This window comes from Bacillus sp. TH17, from assembly GCF_016651125.1.
Classification (GTDB): domain Bacteria; phylum Bacillota; class Bacilli; order Bacillales; family Bacillaceae_G; genus Bacillus_A; species Bacillus_A mycoides.
This window is the reverse complement of record NZ_JAEKEN010000001.1, coordinates 2,825,845-2,849,192: the sequence shown is the minus strand read 5'-3', so window position 1 is coordinate 2,849,192 and position 23,348 is coordinate 2,825,845. Positions and strand designations below refer to the sequence as shown.

Genomic DNA, 23,348 nt, shown 5'->3' with positions numbered 1-23,348 from the left:
CCACTGCTTATGGGTAGTATAAACATAATCTCTTTTAAACCTTCTAACACTTCTTCAGGAACTTCCCTGATTTTGATATCTTTACCTAGGAAAAGTAGCCAATTTGTTATTTCTATCAATTCATCGAGATTGTTAACATTGATAAAAGTTTTTAGAATGGCTGTGGATTGGTAAGGATTTGTATAGGAAATAGAAATTTTTATAGGATGATATTTTTTGAACTGGGTAATCGCTTTTGGACCAAGTTCAAGTACAAGGTTGATTGCTTCGTCCCTCTTACTTAGTTTTTCTGAAATTTTTTTCTTACTTAATCTGTTTTTCGGCGTATAGGTTTCGACATTAATGAGATGATCAACGAGAAACATCTTCTTTTTTCTTCTTTTATGTCAAAGCCTTCAATTATCCAATGGCTTTTTTCTTGATAAAGGTGCAGTAGATAAATTGGATAAAACTTGGTTTCCTCCTCTTCTTTTACGGTAATCAATAAATGGCTATCTAAAAGAAGGATTTGGATGAGTTTTTCTAACATAGGATGGGGGAGGTCAGAAAGCTCAAGTAGGTCAGGATTATGAGGGTTAGTCCCTTCAAAAAGCAAGATTTGATTTAAAAGAACAAGGTCATCCTGCTGGATTTCTGAGATGAGTCCTAGTAGTTTTTCGGCTAAAGACTGACGACTCTTTAGATAGGGAAGTTGTTGATTTCTTGTGGCCATAAAGGCAATAAAAAGAGCTTTGACCTCATTATCAGTAAAGCGAACAACGGGCAAGATAGAGTTATGCATGACAAAATATCCTCCATCCCTGCCAACTTCAGCGACGAGCGGCATCCCCATGGCTTCAATTTCTCTAATGTCTCTAATAGCTGTCGATCGTGAGATGTTAAATTCTCGTATGATTTCAGAAATTGTAAAGTGGGAGCGGTTGTTAATATAGCGCATGATCGTATTAATCCGTTCAACTTTTTTCATGTTGGTCTCCTAAACAGTATCATTTTTTGACATGATTTAAAGATATTATAAACTCATCAAGTGAAAAGATAAATCGTTTGATCAATTTAAAAGTGAGGAAGGTTTTAAATATGAAAAATTATACAATAGAAGAAAAAGATAGCTTTATCGTGTTAGGTATTGGAACTGAACTTAAGAGCCACTATACAGACTTTGCGGGCATAAACAAGGAAAAGGCAGACTTTTGGCTGGCTGTCGAACAAGATGGAAGGTTGGACACTTTAAAAGCTTTAGCTACAAATGATTACATTTTTTCTGTGAGTGAAGCGGTGAATAACAAGATGATGTATTACGCTGGTGTCATGACAGAGGCAACGATACAAGAAGAGTCTAGAGTTATCCAGTTTCCGAGGGGAGAATACCTAGTAGTTAAAGGGGAAGGCGATACAGCTGAGGAGCTAAGTAATAAGCTTACTGGTATTGCATTTGGTCAAGCATTAGCAGAAGTAAAAGATTTTTCCTATGTTGGTGGGCCAAATACAATAGTTGAGATGGGGCAGCGAAACGGCTTAGTATTTGGTGAAATATGGATTCCAGTTGTTAGGAAGTAAAGTATTAAAAGGAGAGATGGAATTGTCCGATATCGTTGGTTTTAAAAACGTAACTACAGCTGGCATGGAGTCTTCACCTGTAGCAGAAGCACTTGCTGGTTTACGTGCCCATGAAGCACGTTACTTTATGAATAAATACAAGCATGAATTTACGGTTGTACCAGCTAGTGAAAGCGAGAAGACTCTTGATTATGTGAACCGCATTTTGAAAGAAGAACGTGATATTGAGTTTGCGGAAAAACCTTTAGAAACATCGTGTTTTCAAGTGGAAAATATTAAATTTGCCTATGTCTTCTATGAGGATGGTCTTGCAGTCAACGTCATGTATACGTTGGATAACCCAAAGAAGCGGGCTGTTGGATTTAAGCTTTCTGAGGGAATGGAGATACCAACGGAGTTAGTAGAGAAGTTTAAGTTTGCTAGACAGAAGTCTAAACTTGCTGGAACAATTCGAGGTTCGTTTTTTGTAATTAAAGGAGAATATATTGCAAGTTGAAGAATCAGTCATTTGTTGTATTGAGTTATTCTTTTAAAAGGCGCGATTAAGGCTAACAATCTTGAATTGTTAGCCTTTTTTTACATAAGTAAATAATATTTACAGTCTGCTACACACTACGTTCTTATAAAATGAAACAAAGGGAAATTACTGTAAGGGGGTGGTGGGGTGAGCAAAAAAGGCTATTTGAGTTATTCTTAGTAACTTTTGCTTTACTATTCCTTCATGTAAGCGCATTCACTAATGAAAAATTGAATGATAAATTTGGTAACTTTACCTTCTTTGTTGTATTTCTCATGTTTTATATCAACGTTGCATTTATAGAACGGTATTTTGATGATATACAAAAGTGGATTCGAAATATCACATTTCTTCTTGCCCTGTTAGTAGTAACTTTAATATCACTATGGATAGGTTACTTTTAAAGCCTTGTGATTAAGAAAATTTTGTTTTGTTATCTTTCCTTAACAACAAAGACGCCAACCAGATCATGGTAGCGCCTAAGATAAGTACTATTGGTTTAATCATTAACAAGTATATCTGGACCCTTTTTCAACATATACGAGAAACCCGAAATAAATACGATACTAAATATAATAATGGAAGACCACATATTAAAATGAAATTCTTTACCTACAACTAAATAGTAGATGTTATGGACCAAGAAATTAGCACCTATGATAATCCCACCTAACATTGAACTAATTACAAGACTGAGTAAATAAAATTTGAGCTTCTGAAACATTTCCTCTCTACTCCTTTTCTAAAATCAACTTTATTCAGGATGTTTTAGAAAATTATACCATTTATTTTTCTAATATTCTTAAATCTATAATATATTTAAGGTTATTTTAAGAGAAGAAGAATTGCCTACCAAAATGTCCATTTCGAGGTTTCACCAATATGCCCATCAAGCTAATGAAACTAGTATCCCAAAAACAAAAAATGTATATTTTTATCTGGAGATGCCAATTTTCTCGCTTTGGGGATACTATAAAATTTTAGGTTGATAGCCATGTGGTCCCGCCACATTGTCATCAAGTTAAGAAACTCATTGTTCCCCCAAAATGAAAAAATGAACTACAATTGTTTACTGAGAAATTCCCCCGACATATGTCATCACATATCTTGGATAAATTAGCTAGAGAAATAGGATTTGTTCAACAGGAAAATAAATATTAGCATCTTTCTTCCAAGAACAAATAAAAGAAAGCGTTGATTCTTATCTTCATTATCCAGGAATATACTCAGGCGGCCAAGAAAATATTTAGTGCAATAGTTACTCGAAAGAATAACTGAAAAATAACATACGAGGAGATGGAAGAAATGAAAAACGAAAGAATTCAACAATTACAAGAAAATTGGGAGTTAGATAAACGTTGGAAAGGGGTAAAACGCCCGTATTGTGCCGAAGATGTTATTCGTCTTCGAGGATCTATCGATATTGAACATACACTAGCACGCCACGGTGCAGAGAAACTTTGGCAATCGCTTCATATAGAAGACTACATCAATGCGCTTGGTGCATTAACAGGAAATCAAGCAATGCAGCAAGTGAAAGCAGGCTTAAAAGCAATTTGTGTAAGTGGTTGGCAAGTAGCTGCTGATGCCAATTTATCTGGACATATGTATCCAGACCAAAGTTTATATCCAGTGAATAGTGTGCCCTCTGTTGTAAAAAGAATCAATCAAACGTTGCAACGTGCTGATCAAATTCAGCATATGGAAGGTGGCAGTGATATAGATTATTTCGTACCAATTGTTGCAGATGCAGAAGCTGGTTTTGGTGGGCAATTAAATGTATTTGAATTAATGAAAGGAATGATTGAAGCAGGTGCAGCAGGTGTACATTTTGAAGATCAGTTGTCTTCAGAAAAGAAATGCGGACATTTAGGTGGAAAAGTATTATTACCGACACAAACGGCGGTACGTAATTTAATTTCTGCTCGTTTAGCTGCGGATGTTATGGGCGTGCCGACAGTAATCGTGGCAAGAGCAGATGCAGATGCAGCAGATTTAATTACGAGCGACATTGATCCAATTGATCAAGAATTTATTACAGGAGAAAGAACAACGGAAGGTTTTTATCGTACAAAAGCGGGGCTCAATCAAGCAATTGCACGTGGCCTAGCATATGCACCGTACGCAGATCTTATTTGGTGTGAAACGTCTGAACCAAATTTAGAAGATGCGAAGCTTTTTGCAGAAGCAATTCATGAGAGATACCCAGGAAAGTTACTCGCATATAACTGTTCACCGTCGTTTAATTGGAAACAAAAATTAGATCAAAAAACAATTGAAAACTTTCAAAAAGAAATGGCATCATATGGTTACAAACTCCAATTTGTAACACTTGCAGGATTCCATTCGTTAAACCACAGTATGTTCGAATTAGCACGCGGCTATAAAGAACGTGGTATGGCAGCGTATTCTGAATTACAACAGGCCGAATTTGCAGCAGAAGAGCATGGTTATTCTGCTATGCGTCATCAACGAGAAGTCGGAACAGGTTACTTTGACGAAGTAGCACAAGTGATTACGGGTGGAACTTCATCTACGACAGCGCTGAAAGGTTCTACGGAAGAATTGCAGTTTAAAGATAATTAATTCAGTTATTGTGGAGAAAGTCTTAAATAACATTGGCATTTTGAACAAAAATTGCATGAGAAACATATATATAATATTCAATTTATTTCGAATTTTATCAATATGGTTGTTGCATTTTTAAATTATAATATAAGTAACTCTTTTTATTGCTATATATCTGTCATTTCTTGTTACAGAATCCTTATTACAAGGATTCTGTTTTTTTGCATTAAATTTCTACAAACAAAAAAGATAAGGTCGGAGAATTCAATCTTATCTTTAGTACAAGGAGTAAACATAAGGGATAATCATCATATTTTTATCACGCTTTATAGTTTGAATTTTGAATATTCAAACTATAAATAACAAGTATATCTATATTGAGAAATTTATTGCAAATTTAGTTGTAAATGTTTCAAATTAGAAAAGGTTAGCTCCTCACTTCACCCCAGCCAAAAACCTTACACCCAAAAACGAAGGGTAACTCAATTATCAAACTCATATTAAGTTTCAATCTTGCCTAAGCACCCATTAGGATATACAACTGATCATCTATTTTTCTTTACATAATCTCCAGATACAGTCCATATCAACTATAGATTCTTGTCTTATGCTAGATGTAGTTCCAAACAAAAAAAGGAGGTAATGAAAAATGATTAAAACATTATTAGCAGGAGCACTTTTAAGTACAGGATTGGTAGCGGGGGGTGCAGTAGGTGCAGATGATGCGAAAATGGACAATTTAAAATCAAATGAAGATAGTTCAAATCAAGTAATTACACGGAGTGCAGATGGAACAACGTCTTTCTCACAAAACTTTGATGTACCTAAAGATGCAGTGCCAGCAACTCCTAAAGGAGATGCAAAAACTGTTGAAAGAACAGAAGGTACAGGTTCTCAAGAAGGAAAAATGGTACCAACAAAAGAAGGAAATTAAATACTATATAGTTATAACGAAGAGCATCCAAAAAGTGGTGCTCTTTTTATATTATAGGGATCAACTGGTTTTATTCAATATAGAACTGTAGTGGGAATTCAAGCTAGAATATGGGTTACTGTCTCTTCAAATCAGGGTGTTTGAAGCACTAGTTTTGATGGTAACGTTACAACATAAACATTTTATTAGAGATTTTTTAAATTTACATACACTCTAGATAAACTACATATCAACTTCAGATACTTGTTTTATGATACAAGTAATCAAACAAAAGGAGGGCAATACAAAATGATTAAACAGTATTAACAGGGCACTCTTTTAAGTACAGGAGATTATTAACAGGTGGAGAAAATGTTGAAGATGTACAGACAGATAAACATATTCCATATGAACAAAATGAATTGTAACAAACTCTAGAAAAGTACGATTCGAAGAAATTTGAGTTATAAAAAGAAAATAGATAAATATAGTGAAAATAGATAAATTGACAAGAGAAAAGCACTTTGTGTATATTGATATGATCCCCTTATAGTAGACAGGAAAAAGAAAGCACATTAACCTGTTTACTATGGAGGGGATTTTTTCATGGGAAAAATTAGAGTCACTTACGATGTAGAATTTAAGAAACAAGCTATAGATTTATACTTAAAAGAAGGCATGAGCTATAAAACCATTGCGAAAGAATTAGGTATTCATCACTCGGTTGTAAGTCGTTGGGTGAAACACTTTGAAGCTGAAGGAATCAAAGGACTAGAAGAAAAACGCGGTAAAGCGAAAGGACCAGGTTTAGGTAGACCAAGGGTTAGACCCGAAGATCCTGAAGCTAAGATCAGACGATTAGAAGCGGAAAATGAAATGTTAAAAAAGCTCTTAGGGATGTAAAAGGAGGAATGAAAGTCGTATCCAAAATAAAAAAATTCGAAGTCATCCATGAAATGACAAAAACAGGTTATACAGTGACCATTCTATGCGATATTGCTGGTGTAACCAGAAGTGGATACTACAAATGGCTAAAACGGCATACGACGCCTTCTAAAAAACAATCAGAGGATATCGAAATTAAGAAAAAGATATTGGAGTGTCATAAAAAATTAAGAGGAATTTATGGATATAGAAGAATACAAGTGTGGCTGAAAGCCACATATAACCTTCATTTGAACCATAAGCACATCCAAAGATTGATGAGTGAACTAGGTATCAAAGCCGTAATTAGGAAAAAACGACCTTATTACGGAAAAAAAGAAGCTTATGTGATTTCAGAGAACCATCTAAATAGGGAGTTTCAGGCTTCAAAACCGAATGAGAAATGGGTAACCGATATTACCTATTTGATTTTCAATGGACAGCGCTTGTACTTATCCGCTATTAAGGATTTATACAATAATGAAATTGTTGCCTATGAAACCAGTCGTAGAAACGACTTAAAGCTTGTGTTAGATACGCTTAAAAAGGCAAAGAAAAAACGAAATGTGAAGGGAATCCTCTTACATAGTGATCAAGGATCCCAGTATACATCTCGTCAATATAATCAATTACTTAAAAAATATCAGATGAAGGCAAGTATGTCTCGAAGAGGCAACTGTTGGGATAATGCTTGTATGGAAAACTTCTTCAGTCACTTTAAGGCAGAGTGTTTTCATTTATACTCCTTCCGTAAAGCGAATGAGGTCAAACTTGCCGTGCGTAAATATATGCACTTTTATAATCATCAAAGATTTCAAAAGAAATTAAATAACCTGAGTCCATATAAATATAGAACTCAGGTTGCTTAGTTGCGCTTTTTAAATACTGTCTACTTGACAGGGGTCACTGCATATCACAGGTGCTTTTTATTTTCATTTTAATATAGGGCTTGCATTAAATTTTTACACTAAAATATATACGGCAAAAAGGGGGAGTTCATTGCACAAAGTTATTTATGGAATATTAATTTTAATTTATACTTTTTATTCATTTTTTGTAAGTGATGGAAGTGAAGTAGGGTTTATTATGGTGTTAACTATAGTACTTATCTTTTCTGTGGTTTTAGAAAAAGGAAATGCAAACAAAACGACTGATTAAAGGTCTTTTTGTTTGCATTTTTTAGTTGGCTATTACAGTCCAGATGTTTTAGGGATAGCACCAAATCGCCATCAAGCTTAAAGAACGATTTATCCCCCAACAATAAATACGAGCAACATGCATAAAATTTTCGTTCTGGAGGTGGTATGAGATTTTGAGTTGATGGGCATGTGGTGTTCCCCCATACCCATCAACTTAAGAATTCAGAATTACCCCGAAATGAAAAAATGAGCATTTTTGTTACAAGTTAGCACAAAATTTCGTTCTGGGGGTACTATAAAATTGTAGCTTGATGGAGATTTGACGTTACCCCTATAAAGGTGTGGTTTTCGTACTTTTAAATACAATCATGTCACTTAAGTAATGTGAGCGTCGCTGCTATTACATTGTCCACAAATGAACGTTGGGGGCGAGATTTCATCATAACCGTTAGACCGATTAACGCTACAATCAGTGCCTGTGCCAAAGACTTTGCATCTGTGTTGAATTCCAGCTCACCTGATTGGATTCCTCGTTCGATCGTCTCCTGAAAAATGACGGCGAGGTACATTTGATGTTCTCTGGTCAAAATTTCAAATCTCTCATCATGAGGTGCTAGTTCAACCATTGTATTGATACAAAAACAACCTTTACTAAGATCCCCTGCGTATTCTTCATTGACGACATCGGCAAAGAAAATAGAAAATGCCTCTTTTACAGAGGAGTGACTTTGAAGCCTATTTCGTATATCAGAGGCCCGAGACATTGTATACCTGCGAAGTGCGGCTTCAAACAATTCTTTCTTATCTCCAAAAGTCGAATAAATACTAGGGCGTTGAATGCCCATTCTAGAAGTAAGATCACTTAATGAGGTAGCCTCATATCCCTTCTCCCAAAATAACTGCATTGCTGCATCTAAAACTTGATCCTCATCAAATTCACGGGTTCTTGCCATTAAGAATTCTCCTCCTCAAACTTTGATTTTATTAATTGTTTTAGGATAGGTGTGTAGGTAATTACAATTGTTTTTTTTTTATTACCAAACAGTATGTAATTATTATATAATTAGCTATTCTTCATGTCAAATCAAGATCCATTCATTTAATGAAACATTAACTTTAGTGCAAAAAATCGTTGACATCATGAATAAGGCTAAGTTATATTTACCAGTAATCATATCGTACTGAACGGTATGTTATGATTAAAAATATAATGTAATTGGAGGTTAAGGTATGTGCAAAACAGAGACAAATATAGAAGATGATCCACTCTACACTAAGATAAGTCATAAATCTTCCATAACAAAACCTAATTTGAATCAACAGCCATCAATGTCTCACGCTTTGGTATTATTGTTTGCGACTGCCTGTGGAATGTCTGTTGCCAATATTTACTTTGCACAGCCGTTGCTTGATCAACTATCTAATGAGTTTGGTATTAACCATTCCATTATTGGTGTTGTTATTACCATTACACAAATTTTTTATGGATTGGGCTTACTACTACTCGTACCACTTGGAGATTTGCTAAACCCGCGACGTCTAATTGTCGGTCAGATGCTATTATCTACAACAGCTCTGGTTATAGTTGGTACTGCTTCCTCCAGCATGGTACTTTTCGCAGGTATGGCTTTGGTGGGTCTGCTTGCAGTTGTGACACAGACTCTCGTGGCGTTTGCAGCGACCATCGCTTCCCCTACAGAAAGAGGACGTGTCGTTGGCATTGTAACAAGTGGGATAGTTATTGGCATACTTCTCGCACGTACTTTTGCTGGTATATTAACAGATGTTGCGGGATGGCGTTCTGTATATCTATTTTCTGCAGCGCTCATGCTTTTGATGGTTTTTATGTTTATAAAGATGTTGCCCAATGTTGAACGCGAGGTAAAATCGCTATCCTACCCTCAGTTGATTAGATCGGTGCTTGCTTTGTTTATTCAAGAACGAACGTTACGCGTTCGCTCCGTTCTAGCCATGCTGATTTTTGCTGATTTCAGCATTTTGTGGACTTCACTAGTACTGCCACTTAGTACACCGCCAATTGCTCTATCTCATAGTGCAATTGGCGCATTCGGTCTTGTAGGTGTGGCTGGAGCCTTGGCTGCGGCACGGGCAGGGAAATTGGCCGATCAAGGTTACGGACAACGAACGACAGGCATTGCTTTAGCTCTATTATTGATTTCATGGTTGTTCATCAGCTATATAGAGCAGTCATTAATCGCATTAGTGATAGGGATAGTTTTACTTGATTTGGCCGTACAAGCAATACATGTCACGAATCAAACCATGATCCTTCCATTGCATACAGAAGCACGGAGCCGACTTACTGCTGGATATATGGTGTTTTATTCTATCGGCAGTGCTGGTGGTTCAATTGCGTCGACTCAAATATACGTACACTTTGGCTGGGGAGGGGTTTCCTTACTCGGAGCCTCTGTCAGTGTTTTAGCTCTTCTTTTTTGGGCTATGACCAGACGAGTTAAGATTTTATGAAATAAACGTGTGTTAGCCAATATGAGAAACACGTTACTACCATAAAGGAAATGATTAATTTTTTTGACTTAAATCTAATTGGACTAGGAGAGATAACAAATGGAAATAGGTATTACGTCTTTTGTAGAAACGAAACCAGATGTTCATAGTGGTGAAGTGATAAGTCACGCACAGCGATTACGTGAAGTTGTTGAAGAAATCGTTCTTGCTGATCAAGTAGGACTTGATGTGTTTGGTGTTGGTGAGCATCATAGGAAGGATTATGCAGCATCCTCTCCAGCGATGGTTCTATCAGCGGCGGCACCACAAACGAAAAAGATACGGCTCGCGAGTGCAGTAACCGTGCTTTCTTCAGCTGATCCTGTGCGCGTTTTTCAGGATTTTTCTACACTGGATGGCATTTCAAATGGACGCGCAGAGATTATGGCGGGTCGTGGCTCCTTTATCGAATCTTTTCCATTGTTTGGCTATAACTTGAAAGACTATGAAGAACTGTTTGAAGAACATTTGGACCTACTGCTCAAAATACGTCAGTCCGAAAAAGTGACTTGGGAAGGCGGACATAGACCAGCAATCAATAATTTAGGTGTATATCCAAGACCTGTTCAAGATCCTTTACCGATATGGGTTGGTAGCGGTGGGAATCAGGAATCTGCTATCCGTGCTGGTTTTCTGGGATTACCACTTATGCTGGCGATTATTGGTGGTAGCCCAATGCACTTTGCACGAATTGTACAGCTATATAAGAAAGCAGCGGCTCACGCTGGTCATGATGTATCAAAGCTTCAGGTGGGATCTCATTCAATTGGATTTGTTGGAGAGAATACGGAATCGGCAGCAGATACATTTTTCCCTTCCACTCAGGCAGGCATGAATAAACTTGGTAAAGAGCGAGGGTGGCCTTATTATGATCGTTCCAGCTTTGATGCTGCACGAAGTTTTGAAGGGGCGTTGTATGTTGGTGATCCAGATACAGTCGCCGAAAAAATCATTCATCTTCGTAAGCATGTAGGGATTACACGCTTTATGATGTATGTACCATTAAGTACCATGCCACATGATCAAGTCATGCGTGCCATAGAATTGCTTGGAACAGAAGTTGCCCCTCGTGTAAGAGAGGAAATTGCCAAATGGGAAGCTGAAGGAGAACAGGAGACACATCTATTCCGTTAATTATTCCATAAGGATTGCATCAAGTTTCATTATTTAATTGGAGGAATTTATATGAAAATTGACAGTCGAGTATTACCAGAATTAAAACAGGCTTTCTCACAATTTCCAGGCTTTCAATTAGAGGAGGATTTAGAGGCGAGTCGAAGTCTCTTGTCGAATCCACATTTGGAAAAATCAGAGCTTGTAAACATGACCAAGCGAATGATTCCTGGCGCAGCCGGCGATATGTTAGTTAAAATTTACGAACCCGTTGAGAAAAATCTTGATAAACTTCCAGCTATGCTGTGGATTCACGGTGGTGGATACGTAATGGGCCACCCTGATATGGACGATGTTTTGTGTGAACGATTTGTTCAGACTGCTGAATGCGTTGTTGTGTCTGTCGATTATCGACTTGCACCCGAACATCCTTATCCAGCGGCTATTGAAGATTGTTATGCATGCTTGGTTTGGATGACAAATGAGGCAGACTCGCTTGGAATTGATGTGAATCGAGTTGCGATCGCCGGTGCAAGTGGAGGTGGTGGACTAACAGCAGCGCTTGCGTTAATGGCTCGTGATAAAGGAGGTCCATCTATTATTTTTCAGATGCCGCTGTATCCGATGCTTGATAGCCACAACATAACACCATCAAGCTATGAGATTATAGAAGACAATGCAACATGGAATAGATCAAACAATTTAACGGCTTGGAATATGTACTTGGGAAAGAAGAACGATACTAACGAACCATCTCCCTATGCCGTACCTTCGAGAGCAGACAACTTAGCGGGACTACCGCCAACTTATACATGTGTAGGTCAACTCGATTTATTCCGAGATGAAATTATTGAATATGTAACACGACTTGCACAAGCAGGAGTAGATGTTGAATTTCATCTCTACCCCGGCTGCTTCCATTGCTTTGAAGTGCTTGTGCCTGAAGCCGAAGTGAGTCAGCGTGCCAGTCAGAATTATTTTGATGCGATGGCACGGGCGCTTCATCCATAACTTATCTTAGTTCAGTCATCGGGGTGTTCAACTGAAGGCATGAGTGATAGCTCTAAATTTATTCGATGAGTAGAGATTACAGAAAGAAGTACAAATAGTGTCACCATATACTTTAAATTTTGGCCCTTACTCATTGATTAAAAACAGGAAATACTTCAAAGTTGGAATAGTTAACCGAGTTTTCAAAATAGTGTGCTAGCAATTCAACTTTTTTACTGCGGTTACGATGATAAGCGCAATCAACACTTTGGAGCGTTTTTTTCGTAAGTCGAGTTACTTTTTTAATCGCATTCATACTAAACAGCAGCAGGAAAGGGCGCCAATTGAACATTGGCACCGTTTATAAGAAGCGATAGACTGCATCCTTAGCTGGATCTTCATTTCAAGCTCGGAAAAAATAGAATTAAGTTCTTTTGGTAGTTGATGATATTGGTTATTTTGAGCTATTGTAGTTAAGCACCTCTTCTGTGGTAGTGATTTCTAGGTAATCTCACTATACCAAGGATCGAGGTGTTTTTCATTTTACTCAAGTTGTACAGTACACAATTGATAGACTCTAAATTCAATATAGCTAAATCTCCCCGCTTATTTTATAGGTGCGAAAGTTGAGTTATTTGATTCCCATCTTATTGAAGGTCTTTTAAATGAAAATAACCTAAATCTCGGATACATAAATCATTCGCTGTCACAGTTGGGGCACACAGAGAGCCGTAAGTGCGATCATGTTGTTTACCTGGACCTGTATGAATATGAAGGAACTGTCCACTTAACAAATCATACTCAAGTTGAATTTTCATCCCAGCTGTATGGCTGCAGCCTCCTGCACCTGGATAAACCGATGAAAATACATCCGGGAGTTGAAATGCAGTTGAATCTAAAATACGAATACGCTTGAAAACAGAAGTGTATGGAGAAGAAATCGGCATAGATGCGGTCAATTTTTTGCTTAGTAGTTCGGCTAGTAGGTGTTGTAAAAGTTGGACGGCCGCCTTATTAAATCGTTGATTCAGTCCCTCAGGACTGATGAGCACTGCTGTTGATGCTTCTAAACAGCTAGATAACTGAGTTAAAGAAGTCATAGCTACATTTTGGTTCACCCATACACATAAAGCGACTAAATCTTTTGCTTGGTACTTACTGGTTCGTTGTACAAAACCAACATCTCTAGCAAGATCCCGTAAGGTATTTGGAGATAAAAAACTTTGAATCTCTTGAGCAAATAGTTGTAATTCGTCAGACACAGAAACAGACATAAAAAACGCCATCCTTTCCTATGATTCTACAGAAAGAATAGCGCATTTTTTCATTTTAGGGGCATTTCTTTTTATTAGCTTGATAGCGATGGGGTATCGCCACATTTCTATCAAGCTCCTTATAGAAGCAACGGGGGAACTTTAATATAATAAGAATTAAAGATAGTATAAAGGACCAAAAATTAAATATATTAAAGGTGGAAAATGACATGGAAAGAAAGTACCGATTATATCAAATTGATTCATTTACGAAGAAAAAATTATCAGGTAATCCGGCTGGTGTAATAACAAATGCAGATGGTTTATCCTCGGGTGAGATGCAGAGGATTGCTAGAGAGCTTAACAATTCGGAAACGGCATTTATCTTTAAATCAGACAATAACGAATCTGATGTACATATTCGTTTTTTTACGCCTACTCATGAGGTCCCTATCTGTGGACATGCGACGATTGCTGCCCACTATGCTCGTGCAGTTGAAAATAGTTTAAATACAGTTAAAGTTTATCATAAAACTGGTGCCGGCATTTTACCAGTCGATGTGATTAATGAAGATAATGATTACAAAATTATTATGACGCAGGGTAGTATAAGTTTTGAAACTGTGATTGAAGGTGTAGCTTTAGAGAATATATTTACAGCTTTCAATATTAGTGAAAATGATTTATTAGAAGATTGTCCAGTACAAATCGTTTCAACCGGGCATTCTAAGGTGATGATTGGAATTAAAAATTCGGAACTTCTTAACCAATTAAACCCTAATATGGATTTACTCACAAAAGTCAGTGGATTAATTAATTGCAATGGTTTCTATGTGTTTACGATGAATGCTCCCGACTCTGATATTTTAATTCATGGAAGAATGTTTGCTCCTGCAATTGGTATTAACGAAGACCCTGTTACAGGTAATGCGAACGGTCCTTTAGGCGCATACTTGATACATCATAGACTTGTCAAACATGATAATACTTTATTTAGTTTTAAAGCAGTGCAGGGCGAAGCTATAAAACGGGAGGGTATCATTGATGTTCAAGTGAAAATTTGTAATCAGGAGCCAGAGGAAGTAAGAATTGCAGGAAATGCTGTAATCGTATTTAAGTCCGATTTATTACTTGATTAGCAATTCATATGCAAAGTTCGAATCGTAAATGGAGATCTTTATTAATATAAATTTCAGTCATTGTAAACTGTAAATCATAATAAAGTTATTTCTATGACGGGGAATTTGTGAAATAATACATTCAAACAAAAAGGTGCTTTTGTTAAATAGAATAAATAAGAAAAGTAAACACCCCCAAAACAAAAAAATGAGCTGACCTCTCAAAATAACTAACTGTAGAGAAAGAAAATTTTCATTTAGGGGTACTTCAAAATCTTAGCTTGATGGCGATGTGGTGCTACCCCATCGCTATCAAGCTAAGCTTATGCAAAGTCAATTTTAGGCGAGATTGTTTCTTTTTTCTAAAGAGCAAGTGTAAGTGTTTGAAAGATTTGCATACGAAATAAACCCTAACGGGTTTCACTTTTTTGAATTAAGCGGCTTGGTTATCAGACATGGTACAATTGTAAACGACACCTAATATATCAAAGATCGTTTTTTTATCATATCGATGAGATTTCCGCCCATTTTGCTGTAGGAGATTGAACAGGCGAAGTAACACCTTTGATAGCTCTTGGGTGTTTTTTTGTATAGTTTGGAATAGAAGAAGAAAATAGTCTTTAATCATATATATGGCTTTATACTCACTAAGCTCTTGTTTTTTCTTCATGAGGAGCAATTGGCGCATTTGAAACATGATAGAAGAACAGAGTAGAATGGCAATCAATTGACCATATAAATGGCACTCCAATCGTTCTGGTTTTATCTTTTTACAATGATGGATTTGAAAGAATGACTTCCACGTTTTAAATAAAATTTCGATTTGCCAACGCAAAGAATACCAGTCATGTACCTGTCCCATCGGGACAATATCTGTAGGGGTGTTTGTCATATATACATTGATACCACTGAGCCGTTTACTACGAGGAGAATACTTCATTCCTTTCTTTTTTTCTCTTACAGCTTGATCTTGTAATCGTTTTTGTTGCTGTTGTTTTGTTAATCGGTGAACAATTACACGAGCTGGCACTTTATCAATCATTCCTACATAAGCATCAGCTATTTCACATGTTTGTCCTGGTTGAAGGGAGCTCATTAACGTCTCCATATCTATCTGTATATACTCTGTACCTTTCTTAATTCTTCCGTCTTGAAAATAATCAGGGTTAGGATTTTTTTGATAAATACGTGTATTCGACTTGATACGAGAGATATAGTAGGCCTCTTTATCTTGTATATATTGAAGGTCTTTTAAATGAAAATAACCTAAATCTCGGATACATAAATCATTCGCTGTCACAGTTGGGGCACACAGAGAGCCGTAAGTGCGATCATGTTGTTTACCTGGACCTGTATGAATATGTAAGAACTGTCCACTTAACAAATCATACTCAAGTTGAATTTTTATCCCAGCCGTATGGCTGCATCCTCCTGCACCTGGATAAACCGATGAAAATACATCCGGGAGTTGAAATGCAGTTGAATCTAAAATACGAATACGCTTGAAAACAGAAGTGTATGGAGAAGAAATCGGCATAGATGCGGCCAATTTTTTGCTTAGTAGTTCGGCTAGTAGGTGTTGTAAAAGTTGGACGGCCGCCTTATTAAACCGTTGATTCAGTCCCTCAGGACTGATGAGTACTTCTGTTGATGCTTCTAAACAGCTAGATAACTGAGTTAAAGAAGTCATAGCTATATTTTGGCTCAACCATACACATAAAGCTACTAAATCTTTTGCTTGGTACTTACTGGTTCGTTGTACAAAGCCAACATCTCTAGCAAGATTCCGTAAGGTATTTGGAGATAAAAAACTTTGAATCTCTTGAGCAAATAGTTGTAATTCGTCATACACAGAAACAGACATAAAAAACGCCATCCTTTCCTATGATTCTACAGAAAGAATAGCGCATTTTTTCATTCTAGGGGGCATTTCTTTTTATTAGCTTGATAGCGATGTGGTGCTACCCCATTATGTTGAAAAGGAAAAGAACATCTGTGGAACTAGTGGTGACAATAGAGTTGTTCCACAAATGAGACAGAAGAATAGTGTGCCCTATCTGAGGAGATTGGAATATTATGATTATAGAAACCACAGCTATTGAAAATAGAACAAATAAAAGCTAAATAACAATAATATAATCTCTTTTCTAGATATGCCTTTATCAAGAATCAAAAAACTTAATACCACTTAGTACAAAAGCATCAGAACTTGGGCTATAACCAACTAACTTTCTTGTTCCTTCAATATCAATTCGTTTAAACCTGTTGTTAGATACACCATGTAAAATTGAAAATGGAGGTAAGTTCTTTGCCGTCATCGACTTTAAGAGAAGGTCCATAAAATCTTCTGGGCTTAAGTATGCACTCATATCTCTAGCTGTTAGTGGTTTACCATATGGATTATAATCATCATATGCACCTATACGAATAGCAAGACTTTGTAACCCTTCTTCATAAGCAAAATAAGAAGCAACAGCCTCTGCAAAACACTTACTTACCCCGTACATATTTTTGGGTCTCGTGGGTGAATAAGCATGTGGTTGATAATCCAAAGGATAGCCTTCAATTGTTTGAGCACTGGAAGCAACTATCACTTTGGATACATTATTATCACTAGCAGCTCTAAAAATATTATAGGTTCCCTTTATGTGATTTTCTAATAAGGAGCCATAAAAATCAGCATTTGGCGAAGGATTACCTGCCAAGTGTATAACTATATCTATACCTTTCGTAAATTCTTGACAAGCAGCTAAATCAGAAACATCTAAATATATGATTTCGTGATTTGTATCTTTAAAAGTTTCTAAAGCAGATAAGTTAATATCTGCTAGCCGTAACTGGTAATTCCCTTGCTTATCTAGGAACCTTGTAACATCTTGGCCAATCTTACCTGCAGCACCTGTAACTAAAATTTTTTGCATTTCACTTCATCCTTCCATAAAAAATACATCCCTTGTCAAGGGTCACATAATAGAGCATGCACTTATTGTATGTTGGTAATGGCATTAAATAAAACGAAGAAATATAATGGAGACATGAATAAAATTCATGAGGAGGACCATAGTGACTTTAGCAAAATATGAAATATTTAACAAAGTGGCAGAACTCAATAGTTTTACAAAAGCTGCAGAAGTGTTAGGTTTCACCCAATCTGCTGTAAGTCATGCAATTAGCAGTTTGGAAAAAGAGTTTTCCTGTCCTTTATTTATTCGTAATCACTCTACTTTAACATTGACCAAAAATGCAGAGGAGCTTTTAATTACCGTTCGGAAAATTTTATACTATAACAACATGCTGAAGCAGGAAGTAGCCGCTATCAATGGGTTCCAAAAAGGAACAGTAAGAGTGGGGGTTTTTTCGAGTATTTCTAAAAACTGGATTCCTGGTATTCTTAAAAAAATGGAGGAAAAGTTTCCAAATATTGAAATCGAATTACTGGAAGGAAACTATGCTGAGGTTGAGAATTGGTTACAAAACGGGAGATTAGATTGTGGATTTATTAATAATGATACTTACTTTGAATCATTTGAAAAATCCTTTGAAATCGTACAATTGAAGAGGGATCGACTTTTATGTGTTGTGTCTAACCAATCCCCATTATGTAAGGAAAACCAAGTATCAATGCAACAAATAGAAAATGTACCTTTTATTATGCCAACATATCAGTGTTATGATGATATTCAAAAAATATTTAGGGAGAATAAAGTTAGCCCCAATATTCGATTCGAAAATATGAATGAATACTCAGTGATCTCCATGGTGGAGAATAATCTAGGAATTAGTATATTGCCAGAAATGATTATACCGACATCAAAAATTTCTTTTGCAGCAATTCCACTTGAAAGTGATAGCTATCGAACTATTGGATTAGCTATAAGAAAACCAACCTCACTCGCGACTAAGAAATTTTCTGAGATTACTAAAAGGTGGGTATCATTTGAATCAATTTAATTTTGCCAAAATCTGAGTTATTTAAACTGATATGGTTCTTCTTGAACGGAGCAGATTAATTCAATAAGCAATGAGAAAAAGTTATATATTATGTGTCGATGTAGAACTATAATATACAAAAATCAGGAGGTGATTATATAGTAATATATAAATTATATGACAGAACACCCTAATAACTTTGACTAATTACTAAACCTATATGAATCTTTATGATGGAATTCACTTAAATTAACAAGTAATGATTTGGAACGAATGTGCAATCAAAGTTGATACGCCATACGCATTTGATGAAAAATAATTAGTGGGTATGGGACGTGTTATTTCAGATGGTGTAATTACTGGAGTAGTTTGGGGAATATGCGTTCTATCAATCTATCTGTCCGAAGGAATCGCCGCCATGTACAAATCGCGCTGGGTAATTGAATCATTTTTCCGCTGGATTTAGCTGAATTTGAACGTTCCCGTATTGTTTGGCACAACATCCAATGCGTTGTTCAATCAGTTATTCACAGCTATAATTGCCTATGCTTTGCTGAAATTTCTTCGTGCACAAGGCCAAAAGACAAAATAAACGCTTGTCATTTGCAGGTTTCACACGCCTGTTTCTTTGTGAAACCTTGTCAATTGAGTGGCAAATTAGTTTGAAAGAAACACTTGAATTCTACAGGTCGATAAATCAAGAAACTGTATTACTTTGGTTAATCAACATACGTGTTAATTTATAGTATAATGATTGCTTGAAATAATGCAGTGGAAAACAGGGAAAAGAGGGAACCGATGCCTACTATACTAGTTGCTGACGACGATGCGAACATTCGCGAACTCGTCTGTTTATTTCTACGCAACGACGGATTCGCAACAGCTGAAGCAGCGGACGGCAAGGAAGCACTGGCCGTCTACATCTCAACGAATGTCGATCTTGTCGTACTTGACATTATGATGCCGATTATGGATGGTTGGACGTTAAGCAAGGAGCTCCGAAGAGCCAATCCTGATCTACCTTTACTTATGCTGACTGCGAGAGGAGAAACATGGGAGAAAGTGAAAGGTTTCGAACTTGGGACGGACGATTATTTAACTAAACCATTCGATCCGTTAGAGTTGACGGTTCGTGTTAGGGCACTACTCAAACGATACAAGATTGGCTCCACGCAGACGATCCATTTAGGGAACGTCATCCTTGATCGACAGACCTATAAGGTGATGAAAGGGACGGAGTCGCTTACGTTGCCGCTAAAGGAGTTCGAATTGCTGTATAAGCTCGCTGGAACACCCGGACAAGTCTATACGCGCGTGCAGTTGATCGATCAGATTTGGGGTATCGATTACGCCGGAGATGATCGAACGGTAGACGTACATATTAAACGGCTGCGTGAACGGTTCGCGACAACACCCGATTTTCGGATCGAAACGGTGCGCGGGCTTGGGTATCGGCTTGAGGTTTATGAATGATCAGATCCTTATATATACGTGTTGTCCTGACATTTTTAGTCTCCATCATCGGGGGCACGATCATTTCTTTTTTTGTGTCAACTTGGATATTCGAAGATAAATTGAACGAAAACGCTCAAATCAACTCACGTAACTTTGGCCAAGACATCGTCCGGATTTACAAGACCTTTCCGTTACGTGAAGCGGACTTGTTCGTAAGTGAAATGAAGCAGCTAGATTCTTATTATATTCGAATTTACGAAGCAACGGGTCAGTTCAAGTCTTACGGTAAACTTCACGGACACAAACCTGCGCCTGTGACGATGGAGCAACTAAAGAAAGTATTAGATGGAGGTGTTGTTCAGGACACTCCTAATGGTATTGCCACGGTCCTCTTAGGGTTGCCGTTGAAAACGGAAATGGGAACGAAAGCGATATTTTTGGAAGCGCTCGCCCCTCCTTCAGCCTCTTTTGTCACAAAGTGGGCATTGGTCTTTGCAACATGTTCGTTGATTGCAGGAAGCTTATTGATTCTAGTTGCCTCTGTATTCCTGGTAAGACCGATAAAAAAGCTGACAAAAGCGACCAGGCGGATAGCATCTGGAGATTTCAACGTCAAGTTGAATATTAAGCAAACGAGTGAGCTGGGTACTTTGGCTCGCAGTTTCGAAGAAATGATGCACGATCTGCAGCAACTTGAGCAGATGCGCAGGGAATTCGTAACGAACGTGTCGCACGAGGTTCAGTCTCCGCTCACTTCGATATCCGGTTATGCTCTAGTGCTTAAGCAAGTTGACCTCTCAGAATACGAACGAAGCCGTTATCTTGATATTATCATCGCTGAAGCGAAAAGGATGTCCAAAATGAGCGATAGCCTGCTAAAGCTGAGTTTTCTTGAATCGCAGTCAAAGCAACTGCGGCTCGTCACGCTCAGCCTCGATGAACAAATCCGACGGATAATCGTGGCGCTCCAGCCACAATGGTCTGCTCGCGATATACATTTCGAGCTTGATTTACAGACAGTTAAAGTAACGGCTGATCATGACCTGTTAAATCAGGTATGGACGAATATCCTCAGAAATAGCATCAAATTTTCCGAGGATGCCGGCGTGATTAACGTAAGCATCAAACAAGATATCAAAAACGTGACAATCCTAATATCCGACACTGGTATTGGTATTCACCTTGACGACCAGAAGCGTATATTCGAGCGTTTTTTTAAGGCCGATCGTTCCCACAGTCGTAAGTATGACGGAAGTGGTATGGGACTCGCTATCGTTAAACAGATCGTGTCGCTTCATCAAGGTGACATCCGAGTGAAAAGTGAACTTGGTCAAGGAACGACCTTCATTGTCACCTTGCCAATCACTACACCAACAGATTAGTTAGATTCATTCTCTATGCTACGACTCATATGCAAGCTTACTTGCATATAGAGCCGTAGCATTTTTTTTGGCAGTTCATATTCAGTTCATATTGTCGTCATGGTGAGTACATCTTCATTGGTTAAGTTTTCATTACAGGCACATGAAGGAAGGCAAACAGATCAGGACAGGAGAAGATGACAGTGACACAACAAGAGGAAAAGAAAACGCTGAGTGGAATGAAAATAAAGAAAGTGCGAAACATCTTACTTAAAACCATAGGAGCAATCGTTCTAGCCATTGTACTTTTTTTAGGTATTGTTTATATCGTAAATGTGATAAGTAGTCATTCGGAGCAAAAACGAATAGTGCCCTACGGGCAGCACGTATCTGTAGACGGGAAAAACATGAATGTGTTAATTCAAGGCGAGGGCGAGGAAACGATCGTGCTCCTGCCTGGTTATGGAACAGCTACTCCAGGGCTTGATTTTAAGCTTCTTATCGATGAATTATCTCCATTTTACAAAGTTGTTGCGGTAGAGCCTTTCGGTTATGGATTAAGTGATGAAACTGTAAAAGAGCGAACCACGGAGAATATGGTAAGTGAAGTTCATGAAGCTCTACAGCAGCTTAATATTAACAGATACATGCTCATGGGCCACTCCATTACAGGCATTTATGGAATTGATTATGTGAACAAATATCCAAACGAGGTGACTGCATTTGTCGGAATCGATAGCAGTGTTGCAACACAACCGGGTATGGATATCAATTTCCCATTAAAAACGTTTGCATATCTCAAAAAATCAGGTCTCTTAAGATTGGCTATGAAAATCAGTGCTGACCCCTATGCTGGACTGGCATTTGATGAAAAAACCGTAGAGCAAATGAAAATGATTTCGAATAAAAACATGTATAATGAAACAACCTTGAATGAGATGGACCATATTTCGTCTAATTTTAAAGGGGCTCAAGGTTTAATCTTCCCTAAATATCTTCCACTTCTTCTCTTTGTACAAGCGAATAATGAAGATGTAGCAGGATGGATACCTCTGCATGAAGGGCAGATCAAAGACTTGGTACATGGAAAAATAGTAACCATGGATGGATCACATTATTTACACCATACCAAATTCAAAGAAATCGCTGAAAACGTTAGACTATTTATGAAAGAAGTAAAGTAAGTGTTCAGAGAAAGGTTCATCCGTTATTTTATGCATTTGTCTACAGTCTGCAAGACCATCATTTCGATAGTCTTTTTTATGTCCAAACAGTTGTATATTTCCAAACCAAGATTATACTTTCGCCTGAAAGACATTGGGTTTCATTTTCATATTAACTAACGAGGCAGGTGTGCGGCCGAGCCTAGGTCGTATCATATAACGGGTGGGATTCCCGTCGATTAAGAACTAGCCATTCGCTCGTAGCGAGTCTTGGAGGGCTAAAGGTAACTTTAGTCTTTAAGCGTAGACAGTTAGGTGGCGGATTTGCTTTACTGATCGTTCTATTCATCCTGTTAAACATTATAGGATGTAGTTGTTGGGGTGGCGGTAGCGGCGGATTCGGTTACTAAAAAAAGGGGCACTCATAAGAGTGTCTTTTTTCTAAATATAAGAACTCTAAGAATATGATATTATTTTAATGCAAATTCCCTTTTGTGCAATGAGATAGTAATGCCCAACAAAAAACCCACCTATTTCCGTAGGTGGGCCTTATCTTTATTACACAATATCAAAGTATACTCTCTTTTTCTCGTGAATTTTATGTAATTATACATATTTGTAAAAATTACATAAAATAAATATTACATGCAGTAAAATATAAATTGTGGACACGTTCTATAAAGCTGATTCTCCGATTAGAAGGCGTAACACATATCAACCATATAGGTGTGGCGTTGCTTTAATCTAGCCAAACAAACGATCTCGATTCTCTTGTATTTGTACACTAACAATCTGTTGAAAATAAATGATTCTGTTTT

The 23,348-nt window shown here is 37.4% G+C and carries 19 protein-coding genes and 6 pseudogenes; 19 read left to right on the top strand and 6 right to left on the bottom strand.

Annotation, left to right across the window (positions count from 1 at the left end; translation table 11 throughout):
* Positions 1-7: 7 nt before the first annotated feature.
* Positions 8-967: pseudogene (locus JFT95_RS14510) on the bottom strand (helix-turn-helix transcriptional regulator).
* Between the two features lie 110 nt (positions 968-1,077).
* Between JFT95_RS14510 and JFT95_RS14505 the strand changes: the two are divergent.
* The 3 genes from JFT95_RS14505 to JFT95_RS14495 all read left to right on the top strand — a co-directional run bounded on the left by JFT95_RS14505 (position 1,078) and on the right by JFT95_RS14495 (position 2,478).
* Positions 1,078-1,557: a GyrI-like domain-containing protein gene (locus tag JFT95_RS14505; protein ID WP_201052633.1), complete on the top strand. Its 480-nt coding sequence runs from the start codon at positions 1,078-1,080 to the stop codon at positions 1,555-1,557.
* Positions 1,544-2,053, top strand: coding sequence for a phage tail protein (locus JFT95_RS14500; RefSeq protein WP_098168555.1), 510 nt, complete (start codon positions 1,544-1,546; stop codon positions 2,051-2,053). Before JFT95_RS14505 ends, JFT95_RS14500 begins: the two co-directional genes overlap by 14 nt.
* Before the next feature lie 131 nt (positions 2,054-2,184).
* Positions 2,185-2,478 carry a DUF3963 domain-containing protein gene (locus JFT95_RS14495; protein WP_201052632.1) on the top strand — a complete coding sequence of 98 codons (294 nt, stop codon included), beginning with the start codon at positions 2,185-2,187 and terminating at the stop codon, positions 2,476-2,478.
* Positions 2,479-2,573: 95 nt separating this feature from the next.
* On the opposite strand, the gene JFT95_RS14490 is transcribed toward JFT95_RS14495, so the two are convergent.
* Positions 2,574-2,798, bottom strand: a complete 225-nt coding sequence (locus JFT95_RS14490; RefSeq protein WP_002190252.1) for a hypothetical protein — start codon at positions 2,796-2,798, stop codon at positions 2,574-2,576.
* Between the two features lie 581 nt (positions 2,799-3,379).
* Between JFT95_RS14490 and aceA the strand changes: the two genes are divergently transcribed.
* From aceA to JFT95_RS14460, 6 genes and pseudogenes are all read left to right on the top strand, one after another.
* A complete protein-coding gene (gene aceA, locus JFT95_RS14485) occupies positions 3,380-4,660 on the top strand; it encodes an isocitrate lyase (RefSeq protein WP_201052631.1) in 1,281 nt (426 codons plus the stop codon).
* A 631-nt stretch (positions 4,661-5,291) separates the two neighbouring features.
* Positions 5,292-5,570: pseudogene (locus JFT95_RS14480) on the top strand (hypothetical protein); the annotation flags it as partial.
* Positions 5,571-5,864: 294 nt separating this feature from the next.
* A pseudogene (locus JFT95_RS30015) lies at positions 5,865-6,059 on the top strand (hypothetical protein).
* Positions 6,060-6,161: 102 nt separating this feature from the next.
* Positions 6,162-6,458, top strand: a complete 297-nt coding sequence (locus JFT95_RS14470) for a transposase (RefSeq protein ID WP_002135468.1) — start codon at positions 6,162-6,164, stop codon at positions 6,456-6,458.
* Between the two features lie 8 nt (positions 6,459-6,466).
* On the top strand, positions 6,467-7,348 hold the full coding sequence (locus tag JFT95_RS14465; protein WP_002140633.1) for an IS3 family transposase: 882 nt from the start codon (positions 6,467-6,469) through the stop codon (positions 7,346-7,348).
* A 130-nt stretch (positions 7,349-7,478) separates the two neighbouring features.
* Positions 7,479-7,637 carry a hypothetical protein gene (locus JFT95_RS14460; protein ID WP_201052630.1) on the top strand — a complete coding sequence of 53 codons (159 nt, stop codon included), beginning with the start codon at positions 7,479-7,481 and terminating at the stop codon, positions 7,635-7,637.
* Between the two features lie 352 nt (positions 7,638-7,989).
* Here JFT95_RS14460 and JFT95_RS14455 read toward each other — a convergent pair whose 3' ends face one another.
* Positions 7,990-8,571, bottom strand: coding sequence for a TetR/AcrR family transcriptional regulator (locus tag JFT95_RS14455; RefSeq protein WP_002066413.1), 582 nt, complete (start codon positions 8,569-8,571; stop codon positions 7,990-7,992).
* A gap of 277 nt (positions 8,572-8,848) precedes the next feature.
* Between JFT95_RS14455 and JFT95_RS14450 the strand changes: the two genes are divergently transcribed.
* The 3 genes from JFT95_RS14450 (at position 8,849) to JFT95_RS14440 (ending at position 12,271) form a co-directional block, all read left to right on the top strand.
* Positions 8,849-10,108: an MFS transporter gene (locus JFT95_RS14450; RefSeq protein WP_201052629.1), complete on the top strand. Its 1,260-nt coding sequence runs from the start codon at positions 8,849-8,851 to the stop codon at positions 10,106-10,108.
* 99 nt (positions 10,109-10,207) lie between these two features.
* The gene (locus tag JFT95_RS14445) at positions 10,208-11,281 is read left to right on the top strand and encodes an LLM class flavin-dependent oxidoreductase (RefSeq protein ID WP_061689660.1); all 1,074 of its coding nucleotides are present in this window, start codon (positions 10,208-10,210) and stop codon (positions 11,279-11,281) included.
* 51 nt (positions 11,282-11,332) lie between these two features.
* A complete protein-coding gene (locus JFT95_RS14440; RefSeq protein ID WP_098636365.1) occupies positions 11,333-12,271 on the top strand; it encodes an alpha/beta hydrolase in 939 nt (312 codons plus the stop codon).
* Between the two features lie 629 nt (positions 12,272-12,900).
* Here the strand turns inward: JFT95_RS14440 and JFT95_RS14435 are convergent.
* Positions 12,901-13,524: pseudogene (locus tag JFT95_RS14435) on the bottom strand (IS4 family transposase); the annotation flags it as partial.
* Positions 13,525-13,733: 209 nt separating this feature from the next.
* Here JFT95_RS14435 and JFT95_RS14430 point away from each other — a divergent pair.
* Positions 13,734-14,642 (top strand): PhzF family isomerase, encoded by a 909-nt coding sequence (locus JFT95_RS14430; RefSeq protein ID WP_201052628.1) that lies wholly within the window; start codon positions 13,734-13,736, stop codon positions 14,640-14,642.
* A 412-nt stretch (positions 14,643-15,054) separates the two neighbouring features.
* Here the strand turns inward: JFT95_RS14430 and JFT95_RS14425 are convergent, their stop codons facing one another.
* Together JFT95_RS14425 and JFT95_RS14420 are read right to left on the bottom strand one after the other, a co-directional pair.
* Complete coding sequence (locus JFT95_RS14425) at positions 15,055-16,485, bottom strand: IS4 family transposase (protein ID WP_201051382.1); 1,431 nt, start codon at positions 16,483-16,485, stop codon at positions 15,055-15,057.
* A 298-nt stretch (positions 16,486-16,783) separates the two neighbouring features.
* On the bottom strand, positions 16,784-17,542 hold the full coding sequence (locus tag JFT95_RS14420) for an NAD-dependent epimerase/dehydratase family protein (protein ID WP_002014092.1): 759 nt from the start codon (positions 17,540-17,542) through the stop codon (positions 16,784-16,786).
* 142 nt (positions 17,543-17,684) lie between these two features.
* On the opposite strand from JFT95_RS14420, the gene JFT95_RS14415 reads away from it, so the two are divergent.
* The 6 genes and pseudogenes from JFT95_RS14415 to JFT95_RS14395 all read left to right on the top strand — a co-directional run.
* On the top strand, positions 17,685-18,572 hold the full coding sequence (locus JFT95_RS14415) for a LysR substrate-binding domain-containing protein (RefSeq protein WP_201052626.1): 888 nt from the start codon (positions 17,685-17,687) through the stop codon (positions 18,570-18,572).
* Positions 18,573-18,728: 156 nt separating this feature from the next.
* Positions 18,729-18,963, top strand: a pseudogene (locus JFT95_RS29610) (GNAT family N-acetyltransferase); the annotation flags it as partial.
* Between the two features lie 386 nt (positions 18,964-19,349).
* Positions 19,350-20,024, top strand: coding sequence for a response regulator transcription factor (locus JFT95_RS14410; RefSeq protein ID WP_001142154.1), 675 nt, complete (start codon positions 19,350-19,352; stop codon positions 20,022-20,024).
* On the top strand, positions 20,021-21,388 hold the full coding sequence (locus tag JFT95_RS14405; protein WP_201052624.1) for a sensor histidine kinase: 1,368 nt from the start codon (positions 20,021-20,023) through the stop codon (positions 21,386-21,388). Before JFT95_RS14410 ends, JFT95_RS14405 begins: the two co-directional genes overlap by 4 nt.
* Positions 21,389-21,570: 182 nt before the next feature.
* Positions 21,571-22,551, top strand: coding sequence for an alpha/beta hydrolase (locus JFT95_RS14400; protein WP_201052622.1), 981 nt, complete (start codon positions 21,571-21,573; stop codon positions 22,549-22,551).
* 293 nt (positions 22,552-22,844) lie between these two features.
* Positions 22,845-22,940, top strand: a pseudogene (locus tag JFT95_RS14395) (YjcZ family sporulation protein); the annotation flags it as partial.
* Positions 22,941-23,348: the final 408 nt, after the last annotated feature.

What these genes read in the sequence shown, in the direction of transcription:
- JFT95_RS14505 (WP_201052633.1), top strand. Translation starts at nt 1,078, where the DNA reads ATGAAAAATTATACAATAGAAGAAAAAGATAGCTTTATCGTGTTAGGT.
- JFT95_RS14495 (WP_201052632.1), top strand. Translation starts at nt 2,185, where the DNA reads ATGAAACAAAGGGAAATTACTGTAAGGGGGTGGTGGGGTGAGCAAAAA.
- JFT95_RS14490 (WP_002190252.1), bottom strand. Translation starts at nt 2,798, where the DNA reads ATGTTTCAGAAGCTCAAATTTTATTTACTCAGTCTTGTAATTAGTTCA.
- aceA (WP_201052631.1), top strand. Translation starts at nt 3,380, where the DNA reads ATGAAAAACGAAAGAATTCAACAATTACAAGAAAATTGGGAGTTAGAT.
- JFT95_RS14470 (WP_002135468.1), top strand. Translation starts at nt 6,162, where the DNA reads ATGGGAAAAATTAGAGTCACTTACGATGTAGAATTTAAGAAACAAGCT.
- JFT95_RS14465 (WP_002140633.1), top strand. Translation starts at nt 6,467, where the DNA reads ATGAAAGTCGTATCCAAAATAAAAAAATTCGAAGTCATCCATGAAATG.
- JFT95_RS14455 (WP_002066413.1), bottom strand. Translation starts at nt 8,571, where the DNA reads ATGGCAAGAACCCGTGAATTTGATGAGGATCAAGTTTTAGATGCAGCA.
- JFT95_RS14450 (WP_201052629.1), top strand. Translation starts at nt 8,849, where the DNA reads ATGTGCAAAACAGAGACAAATATAGAAGATGATCCACTCTACACTAAG.
- JFT95_RS14445 (WP_061689660.1), top strand. Translation starts at nt 10,208, where the DNA reads ATGGAAATAGGTATTACGTCTTTTGTAGAAACGAAACCAGATGTTCAT.
- JFT95_RS14440 (WP_098636365.1), top strand. Translation starts at nt 11,333, where the DNA reads ATGAAAATTGACAGTCGAGTATTACCAGAATTAAAACAGGCTTTCTCA.
- JFT95_RS14430 (WP_201052628.1), top strand. Translation starts at nt 13,734, where the DNA reads ATGGAAAGAAAGTACCGATTATATCAAATTGATTCATTTACGAAGAAA.
- JFT95_RS14425 (WP_201051382.1), bottom strand. Translation starts at nt 16,485, where the DNA reads ATGTCTGTTTCTGTGTATGACGAATTACAACTATTTGCTCAAGAGATT.
- JFT95_RS14420 (WP_002014092.1), bottom strand. Translation starts at nt 17,542, where the DNA reads ATGCAAAAAATTTTAGTTACAGGTGCTGCAGGTAAGATTGGCCAAGAT.
- JFT95_RS14410 (WP_001142154.1), top strand. Translation starts at nt 19,350, where the DNA reads ATGCCTACTATACTAGTTGCTGACGACGATGCGAACATTCGCGAACTC.
- JFT95_RS14405 (WP_201052624.1), top strand. Translation starts at nt 20,021, where the DNA reads ATGATCAGATCCTTATATATACGTGTTGTCCTGACATTTTTAGTCTCC.